This is a genomic window from Fictibacillus enclensis (assembly GCF_030123385.1).
GTDB classification, from domain to species: Bacteria; Bacillota; Bacilli; order Bacillales; family Fictibacillaceae; genus Fictibacillus_C; species Fictibacillus_C enclensis.
Genome location: NZ_CP126109.1, coordinates 3,549,319 through 3,572,054, shown reverse-complemented (window position 1 = coordinate 3,572,054; position 22,736 = coordinate 3,549,319). Strand labels below are relative to the sequence as shown.

The 22,736-nt window shown below is 41.6% G+C and carries 20 protein-coding genes and 2 pseudogenes; 17 read left to right on the top strand and 5 right to left on the bottom strand.

The annotated features are described in order from the left end of the window. Nucleotides 1-2: 2 nt before the first annotated feature. Nucleotides 3-2,081, bottom strand: a complete 2,079-nt coding sequence (locus QNH15_RS18675; protein ID WP_283889662.1) for a right-handed parallel beta-helix repeat-containing protein — start codon at nt 2,079-2,081, stop codon at nt 3-5. 238 nt (nt 2,082-2,319) lie between these two features. On the opposite strand from QNH15_RS18675, the gene QNH15_RS18670 reads away from it, so the two are divergent. Both QNH15_RS18670 and QNH15_RS18665 read left to right on the top strand, forming a co-directional pair. Beyond that, nucleotides 2,320-3,036 (top strand): metallophosphoesterase family protein, encoded by a 717-nt coding sequence (locus tag QNH15_RS18670; RefSeq protein ID WP_283889661.1) that lies wholly within the window; start codon nt 2,320-2,322, stop codon nt 3,034-3,036. 69 nt (nt 3,037-3,105) lie between these two features. Continuing rightward, nucleotides 3,106-3,453: pseudogene (locus tag QNH15_RS18665) on the top strand (SDR family NAD(P)-dependent oxidoreductase); the annotation flags it as partial. A 43-nt stretch (nt 3,454-3,496) separates the two neighbouring features. On the opposite strand, the gene istB reads toward QNH15_RS18665, so the two are convergent. Both istB and istA read right to left on the bottom strand, forming a co-directional pair. Then, a complete protein-coding gene (gene istB / locus QNH15_RS18660) occupies nt 3,497-4,261 on the bottom strand; it encodes an IS21-like element IS643 family helper ATPase IstB (RefSeq protein WP_283889660.1) in 765 nt (254 codons plus the stop codon). Further along, on the bottom strand, nt 4,261-5,805 hold the full coding sequence (istA, locus tag QNH15_RS18655) for an IS21 family transposase (protein ID WP_283895387.1): 1,545 nt from the start codon (nt 5,803-5,805) through the stop codon (nt 4,261-4,263). Before istA ends, istB begins: the two co-directional genes overlap by 1 nt. A gap of 132 nt (nt 5,806-5,937) precedes the next feature. Here istA and galE point away from each other — a divergent pair. The 9 genes and pseudogenes from galE to QNH15_RS18610 all read left to right on the top strand — a co-directional run. Further along, a pseudogene (gene galE / locus QNH15_RS18650) lies at nt 5,938-6,627 on the top strand (UDP-glucose 4-epimerase GalE); the annotation flags it as partial. A gap of 176 nt (nt 6,628-6,803) precedes the next feature. After that, nucleotides 6,804-7,010, top strand: a complete 207-nt coding sequence (locus tag QNH15_RS18645) for a hypothetical protein (RefSeq protein WP_283889659.1) — start codon at nt 6,804-6,806, stop codon at nt 7,008-7,010. A 21-nt stretch (nt 7,011-7,031) separates the two neighbouring features. Then, nucleotides 7,032-7,817, top strand: coding sequence for a P-loop nucleotide/nucleoside kinase family protein (locus tag QNH15_RS18640; protein ID WP_283889658.1), 786 nt, complete (start codon nt 7,032-7,034; stop codon nt 7,815-7,817). Beyond that, a complete protein-coding gene (locus QNH15_RS18635) occupies nt 7,814-8,095 on the top strand; it encodes a PqqD family protein (protein ID WP_347343354.1) in 282 nt (93 codons plus the stop codon). Before QNH15_RS18640 ends, QNH15_RS18635 begins: the two co-directional genes overlap by 4 nt. Continuing rightward, complete coding sequence (locus tag QNH15_RS18630) at nt 8,082-8,534, top strand: S24/S26 family peptidase (protein WP_283889657.1); 453 nt, start codon at nt 8,082-8,084, stop codon at nt 8,532-8,534. Before QNH15_RS18635 ends, QNH15_RS18630 begins: the two co-directional genes overlap by 14 nt. 17 nt (nt 8,535-8,551) lie before the next feature. Then, complete coding sequence (locus QNH15_RS18625) at nt 8,552-10,339, top strand: ABC transporter ATP-binding protein (protein ID WP_283889656.1); 1,788 nt, start codon at nt 8,552-8,554, stop codon at nt 10,337-10,339. Between the two features lie 33 nt (nt 10,340-10,372). After that, nucleotides 10,373-11,488, top strand: coding sequence for a nucleotidyltransferase family protein (locus QNH15_RS18620; protein WP_283895649.1), 1,116 nt, complete (start codon nt 10,373-10,375; stop codon nt 11,486-11,488). Nucleotides 11,489-11,612: 124 nt separating this feature from the next. Continuing rightward, the gene (locus tag QNH15_RS18615; RefSeq protein ID WP_283889655.1) at nt 11,613-12,617 is read left to right on the top strand and encodes an LLM class flavin-dependent oxidoreductase; all 1,005 of its coding nucleotides are present in this window, start codon (nt 11,613-11,615) and stop codon (nt 12,615-12,617) included. A gap of 97 nt (nt 12,618-12,714) precedes the next feature. Further along, on the top strand, nt 12,715-13,722 hold the full coding sequence (locus tag QNH15_RS18610; protein WP_430667099.1) for an LLM class flavin-dependent oxidoreductase: 1,008 nt from the start codon (nt 12,715-12,717) through the stop codon (nt 13,720-13,722). A gap of 691 nt (nt 13,723-14,413) precedes the next feature. Here QNH15_RS18610 and QNH15_RS18605 read toward each other — a convergent pair. Next, nucleotides 14,414-14,863, bottom strand: a complete 450-nt coding sequence (locus tag QNH15_RS18605; RefSeq protein ID WP_061972328.1) for an Hsp20/alpha crystallin family protein — start codon at nt 14,861-14,863, stop codon at nt 14,414-14,416. Nucleotides 14,864-15,067: 204 nt separating this feature from the next. Here QNH15_RS18605 and katA point away from each other — a divergent pair, with 204 nt between their 5' ends. Further along, complete coding sequence (gene katA / locus QNH15_RS18600; RefSeq protein WP_283889654.1) at nt 15,068-16,525, top strand: catalase KatA; 1,458 nt, start codon at nt 15,068-15,070, stop codon at nt 16,523-16,525. Between the two features lie 122 nt (nt 16,526-16,647). Beyond that, nucleotides 16,648-17,073 carry a Fur family transcriptional regulator gene (locus QNH15_RS18595; protein ID WP_141687086.1) on the top strand — a complete coding sequence of 142 codons (426 nt, stop codon included), beginning with the start codon at nt 16,648-16,650 and terminating at the stop codon, nt 17,071-17,073. Between the two features lie 167 nt (nt 17,074-17,240). On the opposite strand, the gene QNH15_RS18590 is transcribed toward QNH15_RS18595, so the two are convergent. Next, nucleotides 17,241-17,627: a sporulation protein gene (locus tag QNH15_RS18590; protein ID WP_061972331.1), complete on the bottom strand. Its 387-nt coding sequence runs from the start codon at nt 17,625-17,627 to the stop codon at nt 17,241-17,243. Between the two features lie 444 nt (nt 17,628-18,071). Between QNH15_RS18590 and QNH15_RS18585 the strand changes: the two genes are divergently transcribed. The 4 genes from QNH15_RS18585 to QNH15_RS18570 are packed head-to-tail and all read left to right on the top strand — an operon-like array spanning nt 18,072 to nt 22,717. Then, nucleotides 18,072-19,064, top strand: coding sequence for an XdhC family protein (locus QNH15_RS18585; RefSeq protein ID WP_283889653.1), 993 nt, complete (start codon nt 18,072-18,074; stop codon nt 19,062-19,064). A 14-nt stretch (nt 19,065-19,078) separates the two neighbouring features. After that, the gene (locus tag QNH15_RS18580) at nt 19,079-21,415 is read left to right on the top strand and encodes a xanthine dehydrogenase family protein molybdopterin-binding subunit (protein WP_283889652.1); all 2,337 of its coding nucleotides are present in this window, start codon (nt 19,079-19,081) and stop codon (nt 21,413-21,415) included. Further along, a complete protein-coding gene (locus tag QNH15_RS18575; RefSeq protein WP_283889651.1) occupies nt 21,402-22,238 on the top strand; it encodes an FAD binding domain-containing protein in 837 nt (278 codons plus the stop codon). The genes QNH15_RS18580 and QNH15_RS18575 overlap by 14 nt, the downstream gene beginning before the upstream one ends. Beyond that, complete coding sequence (locus QNH15_RS18570) at nt 22,235-22,717, top strand: (2Fe-2S)-binding protein (RefSeq protein ID WP_283889650.1); 483 nt, start codon at nt 22,235-22,237, stop codon at nt 22,715-22,717. Before QNH15_RS18575 ends, QNH15_RS18570 begins: the two co-directional genes overlap by 4 nt. The last annotated feature ends 19 nt before the right edge of the window (nt 22,718-22,736 follow it).

Below are 22,736 nucleotides of genomic sequence, written 5' to 3'. Positions count from 1 at the left end.
TATTATGGTTTAATTACTCCATCTATAATGTTGTCTTTAGAAATCTCATACCCCTGGGTTTTAATTGTAGCTTTAATTAATATGTTGTTGGTCAGGATTATTTGTGGGTTGTTTATGGTAGCATTTTCAATGCCAATCTGATTTAGGTTGGTTGACTTCAAAACATTATCTTTTATGATGATTGAATTACCTTCAAAAGAAGATTCGAAAAGTAAAAGAGATCTTAATAAACTATCATTTGTGATTTTAATCGTATTGTTGCTAATATCTATGCTATCAGTAATTCTTTGGCCTTTAAAAATATAACCATTGGGTTTTTCAATATAACAATTATACATTCTAAAAGTTTTTATATTATTTACTGTTATTAGGGTATTGTTACGGTCCTTACTAATTATTTTGCAACCAATAAGCTCAATCTGGTCTTCAGTTGTACCTTTCACTCCTAAAGTTGTAATGTTACCAATGAATGTACAATTAGTGTATTTTCCTATTAATGTGGCTTCTTGAGTGAAAATTGTATTTGTAAAAATCCAATCGCTTTTAATCGTTGAGGGAATATAGAATGTATATAATTTATCAATCCCTTCAAAAATACAATTTGAAATGGTTTGTGGGGCGTTTTTTAATTCAAGGGTCCATTGAAGGCTTGGAAATACATTTGGTTTATCTAAATCATTGTGGAATCTGCATCCATCAATATTTATATTATATGAAAATGGATGATCAATAACTAATTTGCAATTATGGAATTCATTGTTTGATACATTAATAGGTCTGTTTTTATAACTACCCAAAATGTTAATTTGCGATCCGTATACGTGATTATTTGATAAGAGTATATTGCCGCCTAAAATTACTTTTGACTTGAGTATAGTATTATTTGTTATAACAACTTCGTCTGTACCATCATTTATAGCTAGTGATGCTCCACCAGATATAGTTTCCGTTAATCTGTTATCATTAATTTCTATTGATTTACCATTAACTACAACAATATTATACGCATAATTATTGTGGAAATTGTTTTTTTCTATATAAATATATTGGTTTAAATCATAGCCGTCTTCAATATCAATTCCTGCTTGAGGCGGTGTACCCCCAATATGGTGTATATCATTATTTCTAATAAAAACATTTTTTGCGCCACTTATGGTGATTCCCTGTCTTCTGCACATGCATAGTTCACAATTTTGAATGGTTATAAATTTTGGAAATGACGGAACTCTCACGTTAATGAGACAGTTATCACTGGCTGGAATTAAACTTTGATGCAATACAATCCTGGCATAACTGGCATTTGATGGCACTTCAACCTCATCAAAAAATTGTATCTGTATTTGAGAAGATAGAAATGTGTTATCACTTCTGTAAAAAATAATATTATAAAAGTCTGTTATAATATCAGAACCTAAATTGCCATAACCATTCCCATATAATCCAAAATAACCATATTTTTTTATAGATGATTGGTTTAAATCAACTTTCAAATTAGATCTTATTTTATCTTGAGTAGATATTAATTGTCCGTTTTGTGTATTTATATCACCCTTCTCCCAGGACATTGACAGTTCCTTTGGTGTAGGGAAAATTTGTCCGAATGTACTATTTAGAGTAATTGCATCGCCTGTGCAATTTAATATTTTCAGATCATCAATGGTAAGAAATCTTGTATTATTTCCTCCATCTAGTGGAGGTGTGTAACTTCCAACTTGAATACCATATCCTCCTTCATGAGTACCTCCTGACGAATAATTATGCCGATCTTTATCACCTTCTATTGTTCCGTTTGTTATCCTGGAATGCAATTGGTTCTGATTAAAACTAACTATTGAATAGCTCTGTAATCCGTTGTCCCGAATTCTCATCGTGGAGCCATTTAGATTTATTGTCATATAGCTCTGCGGCTGAATTGGAATAGTTTCATCAATTAAATAGGTTCCTTTGGGCAACACAACTTCTGTATAGTTCTGCTGGGCAGCCCATACGAGAGCCGCATTTATACCGTTGGAAGTATTAGGGGCATCAGTTCCATCATTCTTAACATTCCATCGCTGGAGCTCAAGTAAATAGCTGCTCATCTAGGAGTATTCCTTTCTATTCGGTTAATAATAAATTCTTTCATTACTTACACCTCATCAATGGTTATACTGACAAGATATTTAAAAGTGAGAGTGTCAGCAGAAGGTAAAGCTTGACGTTTATGTTAATAAGTTAATTGTCCTGCTTCTTCTAAAAACATAGTATTCAGATTATAGTAGAGTGATAGGGCGAATTAGACAAAGTTACATAATATTGTTGGATTTTGGAGGTGTTTTTATGAAAATGGCTTTTATATCAGATATTCATGGGAACGCAGTAGCGCTAGAGACAGTTTTGCGAGATATAAAAGAAAAAAGTATCGATCAGGTTTTTGTGTTGGGAGATTTATGTTTTCGAGGGCCGGAGCCAAAGCGGTCACTGGAGCTTGTACAGGCACTGAACACCAAGGTAATCAAAGGCAATGCCGATGAATGGGTTGTCCGTGGGATTTCAGAAGGAGAAGTGCCGCCTCATGTAAAGAACATGATGGATAAGGAGCGTTTATGGTGTTATGAACAATTGAGTGCAGAGGATATTAATTTTTTGCAGGAACTGCCTTCAGACATAATGTTTAATAACGGGCAACTTAGTGTCCATGCTTTTCATGCCACACCTGACAGCTTGTTTGAAGTGGTTACCCCCGCCGAGAATGAACCTGTTTTGACAGAAAAAATGATGAAGGAAAATGCTGAACTTTTTGTATATGGCCATATACATAAGGCTTACGTGAAGTATCTGGCTGGCAAATGTCTGGCGAATACGGGAAGTGTAGGGCTGCCGTTTGATGGAGTCCCTCGAGCCTCTTATTTTTTGCTGGAAACCAATGACTTTAGTTACCAAACGAGCATTGTACGGGTAAGTTATGACATGGAACGAGTGATCCGGCAGTATAAAGAGAATGACTATCCAAACGCCGAAATGATGATCAATGTTTTAAAAAATGCAAGCTTATAACAAATATTGCAAATAAAGACCATAAGCCGTGGAGCTTATGGTCTTTTTCTGTAAACGGGAGCGTGAAAAATGAATGTACTGGTTACCGGCGGAGCAGGTTATATTGGATCTCATACTTGTGTTGAACTGTTAAATGCAGGTTATGGGTTGATTGTGGCCGATAATTTATCAAACAGCAATCAAGAATCTCTGGAAAGAGTAAAAGAAATTACGGGAAAGGAACTGTCTTTTTACTCTGTTGATCTATTAAATGCAGGGGAGATCGAGTCTATTTTCAAAGAACATACCATTGATGCAGTGATCCATATTGCCGGGTTAAAGGCAGTAGGAGAGTCCGTGATCCAGCCACTTCGGTATTATCAGAACAATATCACCGGAACCCTTAACCTGATAGAAGTAATGGAAAAGTACAATGTTGTAGACGTCAAGTTGAATTTTACATTTTTTGCTCGTTTCCTTTTTACACTTCTGCTGAAAAAATGTTCTTCCGATTTTTCATCCGATGACTTTCCTCTTCTTCGCCTCCATGGATGACCTCCGCACGATGTAGTAAACGATCTAAAATAGCTGTGGTGATCCCTTGGTCTCCTATTAAATTGCCCCATTCATCTGGACTTTTGTTTGATGTCAAGATAATCGAACTTCGTTCGTACAAATGATTAATCAAATGAAAAAATAGGTTCGCTTCTCTCTGATCCATAGCCATATACATTAAATCATCAATGATCACAAGGTCGGCATTTCTAAGTCTTTTAAGCTGAACTTTAGATTTGTTCAGGTATTCTTCTGATTTTAGAAGCTGCACAAGTTCACCCATTGTGGCGAAATAAACATTGAACCCTCCATAAACAGCCTCGAGTCCAAGTCCAATTGCGATATACGTTTTTCCAATGCCAGGGGGACCGAGAAGGATCAAATTGTATTGTTGCTCGAGCCAGCTTAATTCCCGGAGTTGAGAGAGTTGGCGAGCAGTCAGAACGTTTTGTCCTTTTAGCTCAAACTCATCTAATGACTTCACGAAAGGAAAGCGTGCCCATTTCATTCTTTTCTCAAGGCTTTTCGCTTCACGTTTGGCTAATTCATATCGGGTAATAGACTCTAAAAATTCCAAGTAGGTCCATGATGCTTTTTCAGCTTCACGAAGAAGCTGCGGCAGCTCCTCCGCCGTTTCTGCTAGACGGAGTTGACGGAATTGATCTTGTAATTCATGTACCGTCTTGTTCATTATGCTCTACCTCCTAAAATGCTGGTGTACGCATTGAGAGAACGGGTAGAGGCTTTGATATGAGAGTGTTTTGGCGATCTCGTGTAAAAGGATTGTACTTCTTCAGCCGGTTCACCTTGTAATGTATCAAGATGATGAGCGATATCACGAAAATCATTCGCATTGTAAAGCTTCTCTGTCATGCACTTGGTCAAAACAGAATCAACTAACGCTGGATACTGTTGGATTACCTTATAGATAATCGAAAACTGGTCTCGATGATACCTTGGGTATCTTTGACTAATTTCATCTAAGTATGCAGCTGCCTGAACCTGATCTTCAAAGTGAGACATGAGGCGTTGCTTAAGCTCCTTAATGCCTTTAAAGCGATCTCGGGTATGGTGGCGGTTTTGAATAAGTTTTCCCTTTTCCGAGCTGATCACATGCTCGGCAATCACTTCACCATTTGCTTCTCTACGTATGACAAGGGTCTTGTGATCTTCTTCCTTCACTTCAATCCAAACAAGGTTCTCACTCATCGTTTGATAAGTCCCGAGAGGGACGGAATAACGGTTAGACTTATACCGGATCGTATTGTCCTTGCTTATACTTCTTGTTATACTTTGGTTATTGGTACTTTCATATGAAAGTAACGAAGAGACTGGCTGTAAGTGTTGCTTTTCGAGGAGAAACACTTCTGCTGGTCTTTTTTTTGTTGTCTGGTGAACCTGATGGTTTCCAGTCCGCTCAAGCCATTGTCTTGCTCGTTCATTCCAATCTTCTATATCACTAAATACACGGCTGTCAGCGAAATTGCCTTTTACGTATTTCACGACATTTTCAATCATACCTTTAGATTCTGGGTCAGCTCTTCTACACAGGTGAATTTTGAAATTACGCTCGTTTACATAGCTTTGAAATTCAGCTGTTAAAAGCAGTTGTCCTGCATTTTCACTCACTGAGATTAAATGATCCTGATCATAGACAATCTCTTCTGTTCGCCCTCCATAGAATTGAAATGCATTTTCGTGACAACGAATCGCATCTCTTGTGGTAAATGGGCGCGCTTGCCATTCCATATATTTATGTCGGGAGCTAGCGAGCACAAAGGCAATAAAGTACAGTTTGATTTCTTTGTTGTTTACTGTTTTCTGTTTTGTTTCTCCCCAGTCTACCTGTAGTTGTTTACCCATGGGTTGTTCAGGAACTGCTTCGTATTGACGGACAATCACCTTTTTATTAATCTGATAGACTTCTCGAATACCTCTCACATATGTTCTTACAGTACTTCCACCGACCACTAGGTCGGGGTATCTCTCTAATAGCCAATCATGTATCTGAGCACTGCTTAGGTGGGGATACTCTTCTAGCCAGGCAAGTATCCAGTCCTTATAGTGATCTAGTTTTTTCTTCTTTCCCAAAGGCTGTTCAGTATAGGCTCTCGCTTCATCGAATGTCATTTCTAAATACTTATAGACAGTCGGTCTTGAGATCTTAAGCTCTTTAGCGATTTGCGCTACTTTAAACTTTCTCTTATGTAATTCCTGAATCTTTATATATAACACTAACTTCTCCTCCAAAACCTTACCCTCCAGTAAAATAACGTCACGATCTATTTTACTAAAGCAGTAGGTTGATTGAGCAAAAGTGTAAAATCCTATCGAGCAAAAAGTGTCAACTTTATTCTAGCGTTTACAAATGTGTTCAGGTTTGTTTTCAGTTCGTCTGCTACCGTATACGGCGCTCAGAAAACCGTCCCGTTTACCGAGGGGGCTTTGCTGGGAGCCACCAATCCATATGGGCGAACCAAACTAATGATTGAAGAAATGCTGAGAGACATATTTGTGGCAAACTCCAAATGGAGCATTGCGCTTTTAAGATATTTTAACCCGGTGGGTGCACATGCGAGCGGAAAAATAGGAGAAGATCCAAACGGAATACCAAATAATCTTGTTCCTTATATTACGCAGGTTGCTGTTGGAAAACAGCCGATGCTAAAAGTGTTTGGCAATGATTATGACACGAAGGACGGAACCGGGGTCAGGGATTACATCCATGTTACCGATTTAGCACAGGGACACCTAAAGGCGATTGAGAAATTGGCAAACAGTTATGGAGTAGAAGCTTATAACCTGGGCACAGGAAGAGGATACAGCGTATTGGAAATGATACAGGCATTTGAAGCAGCATCCGGCCGAAGCATCCCTTATGAAGTAGTTGAACGCCGCCAGGGAGATATTGCTGTCTGTTATGCCGATGTATCGAAGGCATATAGAGAATTGAACTGGAAAGCTGTAAAAGGGGTTAAGGAGATGTGTGAGGATTGCTGGAAATGGCAAAACAAGAATCCACAGGGGTACAGTGTAAGAGGCATCGCTGCTCATTAAGATGTTTATTATAAAGAACAAAAAAGATGCGTACAGTCTATTGTCATGTCTGTACGCATCTTTTTTCATTTTAGTTTATGTCGAAAATTTGTTCTTTAAAAAGAACGAAAAATCATTTATACTACAAATGTACTAGTCTTATGGTACTTGTTTAAGGACGGAAGGGGAGTGGATTTATGACAAAAGGACGTATGATGTATCATAAGCCAGAAGTTTTGGATCAGCAGCCAATTCGTTTTGAAACGGCTCAAAGCTGGAATCCTGGTAAAGGAAACCGTGATCATCCTGGAACAGGCAATGGGGGCGTTAACTTCCCTCCTGGTAACCCAAATCCTCCTGGAGGTGCAGGGACTCCTGGTAAAGGGAATGGGAAAAACAAATAATTTTTGTTAGGAGAACAGACAATGATCAATTATTTGACAAGAATAGGTGAGCACATCATTCAACTCAATACTTCATCTTTCCATCTTGCTCAAAGGATCAAGAACATGTTCTTCCCCATTCCTGGTTTAGAAAGGCGCGAAAATTCCATATCCATCACTATACATGATGGATATGGGGTCCCCTTTCAGGATTATGAAGTACAACCATTAATTGAGGGTGGAACGATTTCCTTTCAACGGGCAGATTACCAAATTGCAATTGATGAACAGTTCAACTCGGCAACGATTCATATTCATGATGACCTTGCCTTAAAGCACGCCATGATGAATTTATATAGTGCTTATATTGTATATCAAGGATGGGGATTACTGCTGCATTCTTCTTGTGTCATCGAAAACAATGAAGGTCACATTTTCTCCGGGCACTCCGGTGCCGGCAAATCCACTGCAGCAAGATTGTCCTATCCTAGAGAGTTGCTTTCTGATGAAGCCACCATTGTAAAAATAGATAGGGAAGGCCACACGGTCTTTGATTCACCGTTTCGAAGTGAAATGGAAGAACGTGCACGGACTGCTTTTGTGCCATTGTCAAGTATTCAACTGCTTTACCAATCCAAGACAAACAAAAGAATTAAAATAAAGAGTTCTGATGCGTTGATCTCTATGATGGATAAAGTATTTTACTGGAATTACTCTGTAAGTGAAACAAAAAAAGTGCTTCGTTTATTAACAGCCCTTGTCAGTGAAATTCCGGTACATCAGCTTTATTTTCAAAAAAACAATACTTTTTGGGAGTTGATATCATGACTCGTTACATGCAAGTCCAACCTTATGAGACTACTCAGCTGGAGGAAGAGTGGATAATCTTGGACACCGAACATTTCCATGTAACAAAACTGAATCAAGTGGGTGGTTTTTGCTGGTCCCGGCTTCAAGAGGAACAAACCATAGAGTCGTTGGTTCAAGCTCTCCTCGAGTCATACGATTTAGAAAGGCATGTGGACATGGATTCCTTATATCAAGATGTACAAACTTTTATACTACAGTTGGAAAGTGCCAGTTTAATCAAGCATGTCAATCGCTGAGGTAACCTCATCACTAATTCATCAAGTGATAAGAAAAGAAAAACAGATCGTATTGCCTGCAGCCGGAACGAGCATGTTTCCCTTGATTCAAGAAAATGATATTTGTCGTTTTATTAGCTGCGATATTGAAAGGCTGAAAAAGGGGGACGTTGCTTTATTTCATACACTTGATGGCAGAATGGTTGCCCATCGTTACTATTATTCAGAGCAAGCAGGTACTTATAAGATTTATTTTTTTAAAGGAGATACAAATCTGGGTTGGGATAAACCAATTGGAAAAGAACAATTTATTGGTAAACTGGCAAGTATTCAAAAACCAAGTATAAAAATTGGATCGGACAGCAGGGCATTTATGTTGTGGGGCCGTCTTTTGATTGTTTTTCCTATAGTAACCAGGGTATTACGATTAGTATTGTCTATAAAACGTATATTGAGTTAAAAATGGAGTGTCCGTTCATGGTAAAAACAATGGCACATGAAGTTAAAGCTTATATTAAGCTTAATGATTTTAAAAAAACATGGTCACTCTTATTTCCTTTTGTTAAAAAACAAAAGGCTGCTTATAGTATTCTATTGGTTTTGATGCTGATTGATATTGCTTTAACCTTGCTGTTTGCCTGGTTTTTTGGTGATATTACTGATGCTGCACTTCAGGGTGATTTTCCAAGACTCAAGTGGTTAATCCCAGTGGGTATTCTATTACTGATTATAAATTCGGCCTCTTCTTTTTTCACAACCTACCTGGAAACAACCACTACCAATGCCGTTAAGCGTGATTTGAAAAATTCGCTTTATCATCATATTTTGCGAATGCCGGCTAGTCATGTCTCTTCTTCTCATTCGGGAAATTTACTATCCCATTTTTCGAATGACATACATAGTGTTGATGGGGTTGTTGGAGGCAGTCTTATCAATCTGCTTCGTATGCCGCTCATCTTTTTTGCCGTTTTAGTTTATTTACTGACCATTAATTGGAAACTTTCCATGATTTGTTTGCTTATTGTTCCTTTGGCCGTCATATCGGGGTTGTTTTTTGGATGGCTTCTGAGAAGAAACAGCTGGAAAATCCATAATCTATATGATGAGATAAATCGTCACCTTACTGAAACCTTTCAAGGAATCATTGTTATTCGGTCGTATACCATGGAGCGGTCTTTTTTTAATAAGATCAAAAAACAAAACCAGCAGCTTTACGAATTGGAAATTGAAAATGCCAAATTTCAGGGCTGGTTCCATGCAGGAGGGCAATTAGTTGGAACGGCACTGTTCTTCGTTACCCTTTTTCTCGGAGCTGTATTTATAGCCAGAGGTTTGATGACCGCGGGGATGCTGCTAACCTTTATTAATTTGGTGAACCACTTGATGTATCCATTAACAGGATTGGCAGGCCAATGGGCGGGCTATCAACGATCGGTGACGGCCGTTGAACGTATTTCAAATGTCCTCAATCATCCTGTAGACAGTCAAGATCTTCCTGCCTACGTAAAGGGTGGAAGGGTCTGTCATGCAGTGGAATGTAAGGAAATTCAGTTTGGTTATGATGTGAAGAATCCAGTTCTTCAACGTTTAAATGTCTCAATCCCCGCAAAAAAAATGGTTGCCATTGTGGGACCAAGCGGTGCAGGCAAGAGCACTCTTTTTCAACTTCTGATGGGGTTTTATCATCCACAATCTGGAGCGATTTATATGGATGGACTACCCGTTGAGGAAATGACGCTTTCCCAGCTTCGCAGTTCAATTTCTTATGTTTCTCAGGAAACCTTCCTATTTGCAGGTACCATCAAGGATAATCTGATGATGGTAAAGCCAGGGGTTCCGATGAGTGAGATCGTTGAAGCAGCTAAAATAGCAAACATTCATGATTTCATTCTTTCATTACCATGCGGTTATGATACTGAAATCGGTGAGAGGGGGATTTTGTTGTCTGGAGGACAAAAGCAAAGAGTAGCGATTGCAAGAGCCATTCTTAAAGACGCTCCCATTCTGCTTTTAGATGAAGCCACTTCAGCTCTTGATAATGAAACAGAATTCTATATAAAAGAAGCATTGGAAAGATTAATGAAACACAAAACAACCATTGTTATCGCTCACAGGCTTTCCACTGTTGAAAATGCCGATTTTATTATTGTGATGGATAAAGGTAAGATTGTTCAGAAGGGGACACATCAGGAATTAATGAGCGAAAGTGGATTGTACCAGAAGTTGGCCAGAAAAGAATTTTCACAAAAACAAACGGCGTTATAACAACGAACGTGAAAGGAAGAATCGGAATTGAGCATGGAAACATTCCGTTTATTATTAAATTCAAAAGGTACATTGCCACAAGATAATCAGTTTTATAAAAATGCTATTATCGATATTGAATATTTTTCTGTTTCTGCCCAAATTTATTATTCATTAAAACAAGATGGTCGATTGCATCAAACTCCTCCGTTTTTTCAAGACCAGTTAAGACGGAATTATGAGAAAGTCTTATATCAAAATATGTTCTTGAAAAATCAGACGGATAAAGTTCTTGATCTTTTTGAGGCAAAAGGAATAGATGTTATTCCCTTAAAAGGAATTAAATTTGCCGAAAAGTATTTTGGGAATATTGGCGCCAGGGCAACATCGGATATTGATCTGCTAATAAAACCAGATCATGTACAAAAGGCGCTTGAATGTATTCAACCCCTTGGTTTCGAAATGGAGGAGGCTCCGATTCCTGGGCATTTCCATTGCAGTTTAAGCAAAAAAATTCCTCACTCAATGATTCCTCTAACCATTGAGTTGCATTGGGATATCCTTCGAAAAGATACTGCACAATTAAAAATTGAGGATTTTTGGTCGCAAGCCTTGTCTGTAGGAACTTCAAATCATATATGGGAATTGTCTTTGTACCACACATTTTATATGATTTGTCTACATGGATGGAGACATAATCTGGATTCCATCAAGTATTTTATTGATATCATGCAAGTACTGACCATTGCTGGACCAACATTAAGTTATAGAACCCTTTTTCGGGATGCTATTGATCATAAAACCTCCAAACGGCTTAAGAGGACATTGGCCATTGTTTACCATGAGTTCCCTCATCTCTCGTCCATCAAGCGTTTTCCCTATTCAAGTCGGAAAACCTATTGGAATTATGATGATATAAGATATGAGCGAAAGACTAAAAAAACGTACATAAACTTCTTTCATTATTTGTTTTTTAGCTATGATTCTGTTTTCCATGTCGTATTAGAAATGACCAACTGGGTATTTCCTTCGAAATATGAGTTGCATGCAACACTTGGTGAAGCTGGAATAAACCGTTCTGCCTTTATGAATTATACATATTTATATACTAAAAGGATGCGTTCTGTTTTTGATGCAGTATTTAAAAGGTTGAAACACAGGGCATCCTAATCATGAAATTGCCGGATTGAGGCAATTTTTTTTGTTGTGGCGGAATTCTGTTTTATCATACATACAATGAAAGGTTTTCACTCATTAATAAAAAGACCTTATTCCACATGAAAGAAGGCATTATATGAAATTAAGCATTCTTGACCAGTCACCGGCATCAAGCGGGGGAACGGCCAAACAGGCATTGGAAAATTCACTGGCTCTGGCACAGACCGGTGATCAGCTCGGCTATGAGCGATACTGGATTGCTGAACATCATGATTTTCCGGGGTTGTCGTGTCCTGCTCCTGAAGTGATGCTGGGGTATATCGGAGGTCAGACAGAATCCATCCGTATCGGATCTGGTGCTGTTTTGCTGCCTCATTACAAACCGTATAAAGTGGCTGAAACGTATAATCTGCTGGCCACGTTGTTTCCGGGCAGGATTGATGTTGGGATCGGACGTGCTCCGGGTGGCTCTGCCGAAGCGACCATGGCTTTATCGGATAACTATTTGGAACAGGTTCGCCGGATGCCGGAATCTGTTGAAGAGCTGCTTCATTTCTTCAAAAATGATTTTCCGAAAGACCATATGTTTTCAAAGATATCTCCTTCTCCAGTTCCGAAAATGGCGCCATTGCCCTGGATGCTGGGAACGAGTAAAAAGAGTGCTCTACTCGCGGCGAAGCATGGATTGCCTTATGTTTTCGGGCAGTTTATGAGCGATCAAGAAGGTTCGGAAATACTTCAACAGTACCGTTCGACATATAAAGCCGGTTCCTGGATGGCTGATCCGTACACGATCGTAACTGTATCTGTCTTTTGTGCAGAAACAGCGGAAAGAGCAGAAGAACTGGCTCTTCCAAATCACATATGGAAGCTGCAGCTGCAGAAGGGAGAGGGCAGCAAAGGCGTTCCTTCACTGCAAGAAGCGAAAGACTATTCGTTGACCGAAGAGGAAAAGGAACTCCTTGCGCGGATGAAAAATAGAACCATTACGGGCAGTCCGGGAGAAGTGAAGCGACGTCTCGAGGAGCTGCAATTTCTTTATGGGGCAGATGAATTAATGATTGTAACTATTGCGCATGATAACCGTGACCGCATTCATTCCTATGAGCTTCTTTCAAATGTTTGCTTGGATCCATCATGAGCAAAAAATTTAGAAGCTTTACATTTACTTGTTACAATCAAAAAGAAGGTAAAAATAATCTAATTTTTCGTTGATATTCAGAAAGGGGACTATTCAATTGTCCAATAAGCAGCTTCATGAAATTCCTTACTCTGTACTGGATCTTTCTCCAGTCATTGTGGGGGAAACTCCTGCAGATTCATTAAAGAAAACATTGGACTTGGCCCAGCATGCGGAGAAGTGGGGATATAACCGCTATTGGCTGGCAGAACATCATAGCATGCCCGGCATCGCCAGTTCAGCAACTTCTGTTGTGATTGGGCATGTGGCAGGCGGAACAGAACGAATCCGTGTGGGTTCAGGCGGGATCATGCTGCCAAACCATGCACCTCTTGTCATTGCCGAGCAGTTCGGCACACTGGAATCCCTGTATCCGGGCAGAATCGATCTCGGTCTGGGAAGAGCGCCGGGAACCGATCAGGTCACGGCTCATGCCTTACGCCGCGAGAACATGAGCAACGGGGAAGATTTCCCTGAACAGGTCGATGAGCTCCGTGCGTACTTAAAAGCAGACGGTGGCAGAAACAGAGTTCGTGCAATTCCTGGAGAAGGGCTCGATATTCCAATTTGGCTTCTTGGCTCTAGCGGATTTAGTGCAAGGCTTTCTGCACAGCTTGGTTTGCCGTTCTCGTTTGCCAGCCATTTTTCACCGGATAACACGTTGCCTGCGCTGGATGTGTACCGACGTAATTTTAAACCGTCAGAGGTCCTTGATAAGCCATATGCGATGGTCGGCGTAAACGTTATTGCGGCGGATACTGAAGAAAAAGCTGCTTATCTTGCAACGTCCATGCAGCAGCAGTTCTTGAACCTCGTGCGCGGAATTCCTTCTAAGCTGAAGCCGCCGGTTCAAAGCATGGAAGGTATCTGGTCTCCTTACGAAAAAGCTTCCATTGACCAGCAGCTTCGCACAACGATGATCGGTACACCGGAAACGGTTAAAGCAAAACTGCAGGCATTCCTGGATGAGACACAGGCAGATGAAATGATCATTAACGCGCAAATATTTGATCATCAAGACCGGCTTCGTTCTTATGAAATTGTATCTGAAGTATTTAGCAAGTAACGGTTTAAGCCCCCTCTCCACCATGGAGAGGGGGTTTTTGTTTTATCAAATACAATTTGTTTAATGAGGAGTGAAAGAATCTGCACATGAGGAAAAGGCGAACGTTAAGGTTAAATTGTGGATTTAAAAAATGATAGATTATAAATTTAATAGTCGGGGTATATTAAGTTCATAATACCTTTAAAGGAGATGAAACGAGATGTTAAATTATAACAAAGTTGAAATCATTGAATTCGTTAAAGGTGAAAAGTTCGACTTGAATGATTACTTATCTCAATTGGTTACTGCTAATCTTCAGCGCTAGGAAATCTTGTTCATTACATAAATTTTAAGATATTTGAACAAATGATACGATTGATCTATTTAAAAGCATTGCTCATGCAGTGCTTTTTTATATTTGTTCGCTTAATGTGATTGATGAGTGGTTACACCTAATATTCACATTGTGGCCGATCAAAGGTAAAAAAAGCGGCCAGCTAGGTAACAACTGGCCAAAGAGAGTTATTCGGGGGAGGTGCGGCTACCATCCGCGCCTTCTTTTAAAGAATAACATAAGAACAAGTGTTCGTAAACACCTTTTTTAAAAAGGCACAAATTTATTTTTTTGAATCAGCTATCCTAGAATCGTCCATCCTTTTATGGAAGTGACGCTGTTAAAAAATAGCGGCAGGAACAATTAAGAGAAATCCAATCATGATGGATCAGGCTTAGCTTCCTCGGTAAACGAAATCGTAATCGGTTTCGTTTTTTTAATTTTTGTCAACGTAATTAGCAGCAAGCCGTGCTTGTATTCTGCTTTTATATCATCTGGTAAGTATGCGAATGGAATGGAAATGACCTTTTTAAAGGGGCCGGACAGCCGTTCGTTCATTTTGAGCGCTTCTTTTTCAACAGGATATAGATAAGGGATATTTCCCTGCAGGATCAACTGGTTGGCTTCTAGCTCGATTTGAAGATCTTCCTGGGAGTGTAAACCGGGAAGCTCAACGATAATATGGCCTTCGGTTTCTGTTTCATAAAAATCGCTGCATGCGGTCCGTTTGGGGACAACCCGGTTTAGATCCTGCCAAAAATCATGACCCAGTACGCCATCCACTTTTTCTTGAATGGAAGCCCAGTCGAAATTCACTTTTTTCCCCATCAACCTTTCCTCCATCCTCTCAAAATTGACCGATTCTATATAGTTTATGAGCGAAAGGAGAAAACATTATGATTTTCAATTGTTGACTTCAGTTATCTAGTTGAATTATTTAATTATAATTATTATAAAAAAGTATTGATTTTATAGTAATAGCTGTTATTATTATATTTATAATAATTCTAAATAACTTACGAGGTGATTCGAATGACGAACAAGAATCGTTTAACAACAAGCTGGGGCGCTCCAGTTGGAGATAACCAAAATTCAATGACTGCAGGTTCAAGAGGACCAACGCTCATCCAGGATGTGCACCTATTGGAAAAACTCGCACATTTTAACCGGGAACGGGTGCCTGAGCGTGTTGTTCATGCGAAAGGAGCAGGAGCTCACGGGTATTTTGAAGTCACCAATGATGTTTCCAACTACACAAAGGCCGATTTTTTATCTGAAGTCGGAAAACGCACACCGCTTTTCGTCCGTTTTTCAACGGTAGCAGGAGAAAACGGCTCTGCAGATACCGTTCGGGACCCTCGTGGGTTTGCTGTGAAATTTTACACCGAAGAAGGAAACTATGACCTTGTGGGCAACAACACGCCGGTGTTCTTTATCAGAGATGCCATCAAGTTTCCTGATTTTATCCATACACAGAAAAGAGATCCGAAAACTCATCTCAAAAATCCAACCGCTGTTTGGGACTTCTGGTCACTTTCTCCAGAATCTCTTCATCAGGTGACCATTCTGATGTCAGACCGCGGGATTCCGGCCACACTCCGTCATATGCACGGGTTTGGAAGCCACACTTTCAAGTGGGTGAACAAAGAAGGAGAAGGGGTCTGGGTTAAATATCACTTTAAAACAGAACAAGGCGTAGCCAATCTTGCTCCTGATGCGGCCGCTAAAATAGCGGGGGAAAATCCGGATTATCATACAGAGGATCTGTTCAATGCCATTGAAGAGGGTGACTTCCCGGCATGGAAGCTATATGTTCAGATCATGCCGCTTGAAGATGCAAACACCTATCGTTTTGACCCGTTTGATGTAACGAAAGTGTGGTCCCAAAAGGATTATCCGCTAATTGAGGTGGGCAAAATGATATTGGACAGAAACCCTGAAAACTATTTTGCTGAAGTGGAGCAGGCGACATTCTCACCAGGTACCCTTGTACCGGGAATTGACGTTTCTCCTGACAAGATGCTTCAGGGACGCCTGTTTGCCTACTCTGACGCACACCGCTATCGTGTAGGCGCCAATCATCAGGCACTGCCGATCAACCGTCCGCGCAATGAAGTGAAGAATTATCAGAGAGACGGGCAGTTGCGATTTGACAACAATGGCGGTGGGTCCGTGTATTATGAGCCAAACAGTTTTGGAGGACCGCAAGAGTCTCCAGAGAATAAGCAGGCTGCTTACCCAGTTTATGGAGTGGCCGACAGTGTGGCTTATGATCACAACGATCACTACACTCAAGCAGGAGACCTGTATCGTCTCATGACCGAAGAAGAACGTACACGGCTTGTCAATAATATTGTAGGAGCCATGAAGCCTGTGAAAAAAGAAGAAATCAAGCTTCGCCAGATTCAGCATTTCTTTAAAGCGGATCCGGAATATGGAAGAAAAGTGGCTGAAGGTATAGGCTTACCGCTTCCTCAAGAAACTCATTAATTCTCATTTACAGGTGATTTTCTCAATTGATAGGCAAGAGTGCGTATTGCAACTAAAACGTACTGAGTGCGTATTGCAACTAATACGTACTGAGTGCGTATATAAAAAAATGTTTAAAAGGGATGTTGATCGTGGATGCGGAACAAGCAGCAAAAACCAAGCTGAAAGAAATCGGAATGCGGATCACCCCTCAGCGTGTACTGATCCTGAAAAACATTATAGCGATGAACGGCCATTTAACCGCTGAGGAAATTCACAGGGAACTTCCGTCATTCATTACTCTGGCTACCGTCTATAATAATTTGAAATATTTTGCAGAGCTTAATCTCATCAACGAGCTTTCGTTTGGAAGTTCATGCAGTAAATATGAATTGGCCGATACCAGTCATTACCATGTGATCTGTGAATCGTGCCAGCAAATTGCAGATTTTAATTATCCTTTACTGAATGAAGTGGAGTACGCTGCTGCCCAGGTGGCACATTTTAAAGTTCACCGCCACACGCTTGAGTTTTATGGCCTTTGCCAGGAATGCAAAAAGAAAAAATAACGAATAAAGTGAGGTATTAGCATGAATGTACCTGTTCCTGTTGAATGTCCACGATGCCACAGTGAAATTAAACAATTAAAACACAGTGTCCGCTGCAAATGCGGAATGAGAATGAAAAGAAAATAAACGAAACGAAAACCCAATCGGATGCCGATTGGGTTTTTTGTTTAGCTGCATATTGTAATTTCATCGTGATCCACACAACGCATGTTGTCACAGATGAGTCTTGTTTGAAAACGGTAGGAGACCGTTGATGAGGATGATAGAAGATCTTGCGGAAGTTGGTACGTTAGTGGAATTTCGATACTGCCATCGGAGGCGAGCTCTTTGGACATGTAGATGGTGGTGACAGACTCAATCATGTGTTCGGTTTTATCTTCAGTGTTATGAAGGATAAGGTCACACTCGAGCCTTTTTATAATCTGCTTCATCCATTTGCCTTTCAAGCGGAAATAGCCATTTACATTTTGACCGGGCTTCAGCTCGTTTGAGTCCAAAACTAAATCTATACTTGCCTGCCCTAGCTTGAAGAAGCTCATACATTTTTTTAACACGGTGATCAGACCTCCAGTTGATAATAGCCAATTGAAGAAAGTGATTATTCAAGTAAAAAACCTTTACCTGTATTGTCCTGGTAAAGGTTTTAACATCTAGAAAGACCTTTACCAGGTGGCAAAGGTGTCGCTACAACTAGATGTTGCCAGTTAAGCCGGTGATCAAGGAATCACGGGATGTCGACGTAACTGTCAGCTACTCCCCTTTGGAGTTTAATTTATATCAATTTTATAGTCGTTTTGTTCATCACTTCATCGATTCGATACCCATTGTATACGCCTGGATTAGTGATGTCAACACACTTTTTCATAAGCAATTGTTAACTTTTTATGACCATGTGAAATCCGGTATTCTAACCAGAGGCATCCTCTGAATACATTGTGATAATGGGCGATTTCCGTTGACGGAAAGAAGGGATGGGCTCGGCACCATCTGGGGGTGGCATGATGATTGGCTTTTATGAATTGGTTCATAAGATGGAAGAGTTGCAGGCAGGTTGTGTAGCAGCGACGTTAATTAAAGTGGAAGGTTCGTCCTATTTGAAAGAAGGGGCGATGATGCTTTTCTGGGAGGAGAACCAGGCAGGAATGATCAGTGCCGGCTGCGCAGAGGCTGATCTCATGGAAAGAGCCCGCAGAGTTGCGGAAGATAGTATCCCCCAATATGTTACATACAACCTGAAGGAGGAAGATGATCTTTCCTGGGGACAGGGAGCCGGCTGCAATGGTGTGCTGCATGTCTGGTTGGAGGTGGTGGATGATAAATTAAGACGTCAGCTCCTTTATACGAAGTCCATGCTGGAAAAGGGAAAATCGATTTTGCACCGGAAAGAAATTTCTCTCATACCTTACCCCACAACAATCAATGAATTTATAAAAGTGGAAGATACGGACCAGGCTTCTTTGTTTTCAAGCGGTGTTCAGTTTATGGACCATGAAGGAATGGTCTATACCCATCTCTATGAACCTAAACCGCGCTTGATCGTATTTGGGGCGGGATTTGATGGAAGAACAGTGGCTGAGCTGGCATATAAAACAGGGTGGATGGTCATGGTATGTGACTGGCGGCCGGCTCTCTTGTGCAAAGAGGACTATTCATTTCCGGTAGAGACATTTTGTTGTGAATCGGGGGGGTTAAGTAAGGTATGTATGGTAAATGAACGAGACTTTATCGTCGTGATGTCTCATAACTTTCAAAAAGATAAAGAATTTTTGTCATGTCTGCCGGAAGACCAGCTTCGTTATGTTGGTGTGCTGGGGCCGAGGGAGCGTACAGAACGGCTTTTGGAAACAAAAGAACTGCCGGATTTTATTCATTCGCCGGTGGGACTTTCTATCGGTTCGAGAGGTCCTCAAGAAATTGCCATAAGCATACTTGCGGAAATGATCAACGTTTTCCGTACAAGGAACCAGGCGGCAGATATAAGCAAAAGGTAAGGGGGAGGGTAGCATTGGGGTTGATCGGAAAAAGTGTGTTTCGGAAAGAAGCCTGGGAAAAAGTAACCGGTACGGCCAGGTATACAGCAGATTATCCGTCAACTGACTCGCTCCATGCCAAAATTGTTGTAAGTCCCTATGCTCATGCGCTGATCAAGAGCATCCATATAGCAAAAGCCAAAGAGGTGTTTGGTGTGCGTGCGGTTATAACAGGCGAGCACTTTCCGTTAACCGGTGAAGAAATCAGGGACCGTCCGGTGCTGGCGAAAAATAAAGTGAGACACCACGGCGAAGCGGTCGCTCTTGTGGTGGCCGATACTCCGCAACAGGCCAAACGGGCAGCAGAACTGATAGAAGTGGAATACGAACAATTGCCCGTCGTACATTCGCCGACAGAGGCCTTAAAGCCAAACGCGCCACTCGTTCATGAACAGCTCGGCAGTTATAAAAAGGAGGATCGGGTGTATCCTGAGCCAGGAACCAACGTTGCCAACCGGACCAAGATACGCAAAGGCAGCATGGAGAGAGGATGGAATCTGTCAGAGGTAGTGGTGGAAGAGCGCTTTTCATTTTCTCCATCCGATCATGCGGCAATGGAAACAAGGTGTTCAACCGCTGAAATCCATCCCGATGGCAATGTATACATCATGACCTCGTCACAAGCGCCATTCATGGTGAAGCGGTTAATCCATGATTATTTTGGCGTGGACATTGGAAAGATCATTGTAGAAACACCCTTGGTAGGAGGTGCATACGGAGGTAAGGCGTCCATTCAGCTTGAACTTCTTGCATTTATCGGGTCCATTGCGGTGGGAGGCCGAAAAGTCCGGATTTTAAATATCAGGGAACAAGATATGCTGACTTCGCCATGCCACATCGGCCTGGATGCCACTGTGAAGCTCGGAAGTACCAGAGAGGGGAAAATTCAGGCGGCAGAGCTTCTTTTTTTGTTTGATGGAGGAGCGTATTCTGACAAAGGTGCTGATTTAAACCGGGCTGCAGCCGTCGACTGTACGGGTCCCTATGATATTGATCATGTATGGTGTGATTCACTCTGTGTTTATACGAATCATCCGTATGCAGCGCCCTTTCGAGGGTTCAGCCATTCAGAGCTCCTGTTCGCCGTGGAACGAACCATGGATGTGCTCGCCGACAAGCTCGGAATGGATCGATTACAGCTTAGATACATTAATGCGATCCGGCCGGGAGATACCACTCCGACACAAGTGAAGCTGAATAAAAGCAATGTAGGAAATTTACCGGAATGCATTGTTCGGTTAAAGAAAATGATTGACTGGGATATGGGCATGATTCAGGACCTCGGCAACGATAAACTAAGGGTTAAAGGGGTCAGCTGTATATGGAAAACCTCCACAATTGAATCAGATGCAGGCTCCGGAGTGACCTTGAGCTTCAATCCTGACGGAAGCATCAACCTCATTTCTGGCGTCATCGAAATTGGCACAGGAACAAAAACGATCCTGGCACAAATTTTGGCCGAACGGCTAAAAATGGATATACGGATGGTTCATGTCCAAATGAAAGTAAACACACAAAGTACCCCCGAACATTGGAAAACGGTGGCCAGCCGCGGAACCTTTATGGCGGGTCGTGCTGTACTGGCGGCAGCTGAAGATTTGATTGAGCAGTTAAAAAGCATCGCTTCGTGTGTGTTGCGGGTTCAGGCCGCTGATTTGGAGGTTGGGTACGGAAAAGTATTTTTGCGTGATGAACCGGAAACTCACCTTGATATTAAAGATGTGGCCTATGGCTATGTTTATCCGAACGGAAATGGAATTGGCGGTCAGATCATCGGAAGAGGTCATTACAATCTCAGAAGGCTCACGTACCTTGATAAAGAGACGGGATCAGGAAAGCCGGGGCCGGAATGGTCGGTTGGTGCCCAGGCGGTCGAAATTGAATATGACAAAAAACATCTCACATACAGAATCGTCCGTGCATTTTCAGCGGTTGATATTGGGACGGTTTTAAATGAAAAAGCAGCACGGGGCCAGGTGATGGGGGCGATGAGTATGGGTCTTGCCTTTGGTGGAAGGGAAACCTTTGTTTTTGATGAATGGGGCAGAGTTTTGAATCCGCAATTAAGAACCTACCGGCCGCTCCGGTATGGGGAACATCCAGAGTATCACGTGGAATTTGTTGTAACTCCACAACTTGATGCGGCCTACGGCGCCAGAGGAGCCGGAGAACATGGTCTGATGGGGATGCCTGCTGCTCTTGGAAACGCCCTTTCCCTGGCCGCGGGTGTAAAATTGAACGAATTGCCTCTTATTCCGGAACAGATCTGGAAAATGAAACAAAAAGAAGGACATTCCCATGCTTCCTTATGATTTTGATTATTACCTGCCCAAAACCGTGGAGGAAGGGGTCCGGCTCTTTCAGCAGCTCGAACGTGAAGGGAAGATTCCGGTCTATTATTCTGGAGGAACCGAAATTATTACCCTGGGCCGCCTGAATCTGGTGGAAACAAACGCGGTTATTGACATAAAAGCCATTGGAGAATGCAAGGAGCTTACCGTAAAAGATCAGCGGTTGATCGTCGGATCTGCGCTCTCTTTAACGGCAGTTGAGGAAAAAAACGTGTTCCCATTATTAAGCAAAGCAGCGAGCGGGGTGGCCGATCATACGGCCAGAAACAAAATTACGGTGGGAGGAAATATTTGCGGACAAATTTTTTACCGCGAAGCGGTGCTCCCTTTTTTGTTGACTGACAGCCATGTTGTAATTGCAGGGAAAAACGGACTCAGACAGACACCTATTCATCAGCTTTTCAAGCGCAATCTTAAGCTTCAAAAAGGAGAATTCCTCGTTCAACTGCACACGGACCGGCGTTTTTTAACGATGCCGTATGTGTGCGTTAAACGAAGACAGCAATGGGATACAGGCTATCCGTTGATCACGGTAGCTGTTTTAAAAAAGGAAAATGAAACCAGGATAGCGATTAGCGGTCTTTGCCCATTTCCTTTTCGGGCGTTCGAAATGGAAAAAGCAATTCAACAAGTTGGTCCGTTAGGTGACAGGATTCAAGAGGCGCTTCGGCATGTGCCGCAGCCGGTGCTCGATGATGTAGAAGGTTCATCCGGTTATCGGGTGTTCGTTCTGGAACAGATGCTTCAAGACTTGTTAAGGAAACTGGAGGGGAACCACCCATGATTTCAGCCCGTTTAACCGTGAATGATGAAGAAAGAGAAATAGCGTTTCGGCCATCAGACACACTTCTTTTTGTGCTCCGGGAAAGGCTTGGTTTGACCGGGGCAAAGCCGGGCTGCCTGAACGGTGATTGTGGAGCCTGTACGGTCAATGTGAACGGCACGGCCATGAAATCGTGCCTGATGCTTGCGGTTGAAGGGATGAACCAAACGATACGCACGATTGAAGGATTAAAGGATTCGCCCATTCAGCATGCTTTTATTGAACATTTTGCTTTTCAGTGCGGATATTGCACGCCGGGCTTTATCATGAATATCAACAGTTTGCTGAAAAAGCATCCGAATGCGGACGATTCCACCATTAAAGAATTTTTAAGCTCAAACATTTGCAGGTGTACAGGATATCAGGAAATTGAAAAGGCGGTAAAATCTCTGCTTAAAATAAACCGGGAAGATAAGGCTGGCTTACCGAATGACGAGTAAGCTGGCTTTTTTTCCTGCT

Excerpts from the sequence above, each read along its gene's own strand:
- QNH15_RS18625 (WP_283889656.1), top strand. The coding sequence starts at position 8,552 with ATGGTAAAAACAATGGCACATGAAGTTAAAGCTTATATTAAGCTTAAT.
- QNH15_RS18605 (WP_061972328.1), bottom strand. The coding sequence starts at position 14,863 with ATGGGGAAAAAAGTGAATTTCGACTGGGCTTCCATTCAAGAAAAAGTG.
- QNH15_RS18675 (WP_283889662.1), bottom strand. The coding sequence starts at position 2,081 with ATGAGCAGCTATTTACTTGAGCTCCAGCGATGGAATGTTAAGAATGAT.
- QNH15_RS18635 (WP_347343354.1), top strand. The coding sequence starts at position 7,814 with ATGACTCGTTACATGCAAGTCCAACCTTATGAGACTACTCAGCTGGAG.
- QNH15_RS18620 (WP_283895649.1), top strand. The coding sequence starts at position 10,373 with ATGGAAACATTCCGTTTATTATTAAATTCAAAAGGTACATTGCCACAA.
- QNH15_RS18640 (WP_283889658.1), top strand. The coding sequence starts at position 7,032 with ATGATCAATTATTTGACAAGAATAGGTGAGCACATCATTCAACTCAAT.
- QNH15_RS18615 (WP_283889655.1), top strand. The coding sequence starts at position 11,613 with ATGAAATTAAGCATTCTTGACCAGTCACCGGCATCAAGCGGGGGAACG.
- QNH15_RS18575 (WP_283889651.1), top strand. The coding sequence starts at position 21,402 with ATGCTTCCTTATGATTTTGATTATTACCTGCCCAAAACCGTGGAGGAA.
- QNH15_RS18595 (WP_141687086.1), top strand. The coding sequence starts at position 16,648 with ATGTTGATCGTGGATGCGGAACAAGCAGCAAAAACCAAGCTGAAAGAA.
- QNH15_RS18645 (WP_283889659.1), top strand. The coding sequence starts at position 6,804 with ATGACAAAAGGACGTATGATGTATCATAAGCCAGAAGTTTTGGATCAG.
- istB (WP_283889660.1), bottom strand. The coding sequence starts at position 4,261 with ATGAACAAGACGGTACATGAATTACAAGATCAATTCCGTCAACTCCGT.
- katA (WP_283889654.1), top strand. The coding sequence starts at position 15,068 with ATGACGAACAAGAATCGTTTAACAACAAGCTGGGGCGCTCCAGTTGGA.
- QNH15_RS18670 (WP_283889661.1), top strand. The coding sequence starts at position 2,320 with ATGAAAATGGCTTTTATATCAGATATTCATGGGAACGCAGTAGCGCTA.
- QNH15_RS18585 (WP_283889653.1), top strand. The coding sequence starts at position 18,072 with ATGATGATTGGCTTTTATGAATTGGTTCATAAGATGGAAGAGTTGCAG.
- QNH15_RS18630 (WP_283889657.1), top strand. The coding sequence starts at position 8,082 with ATGTCAATCGCTGAGGTAACCTCATCACTAATTCATCAAGTGATAAGA.
- QNH15_RS18570 (WP_283889650.1), top strand. The coding sequence starts at position 22,235 with ATGATTTCAGCCCGTTTAACCGTGAATGATGAAGAAAGAGAAATAGCG.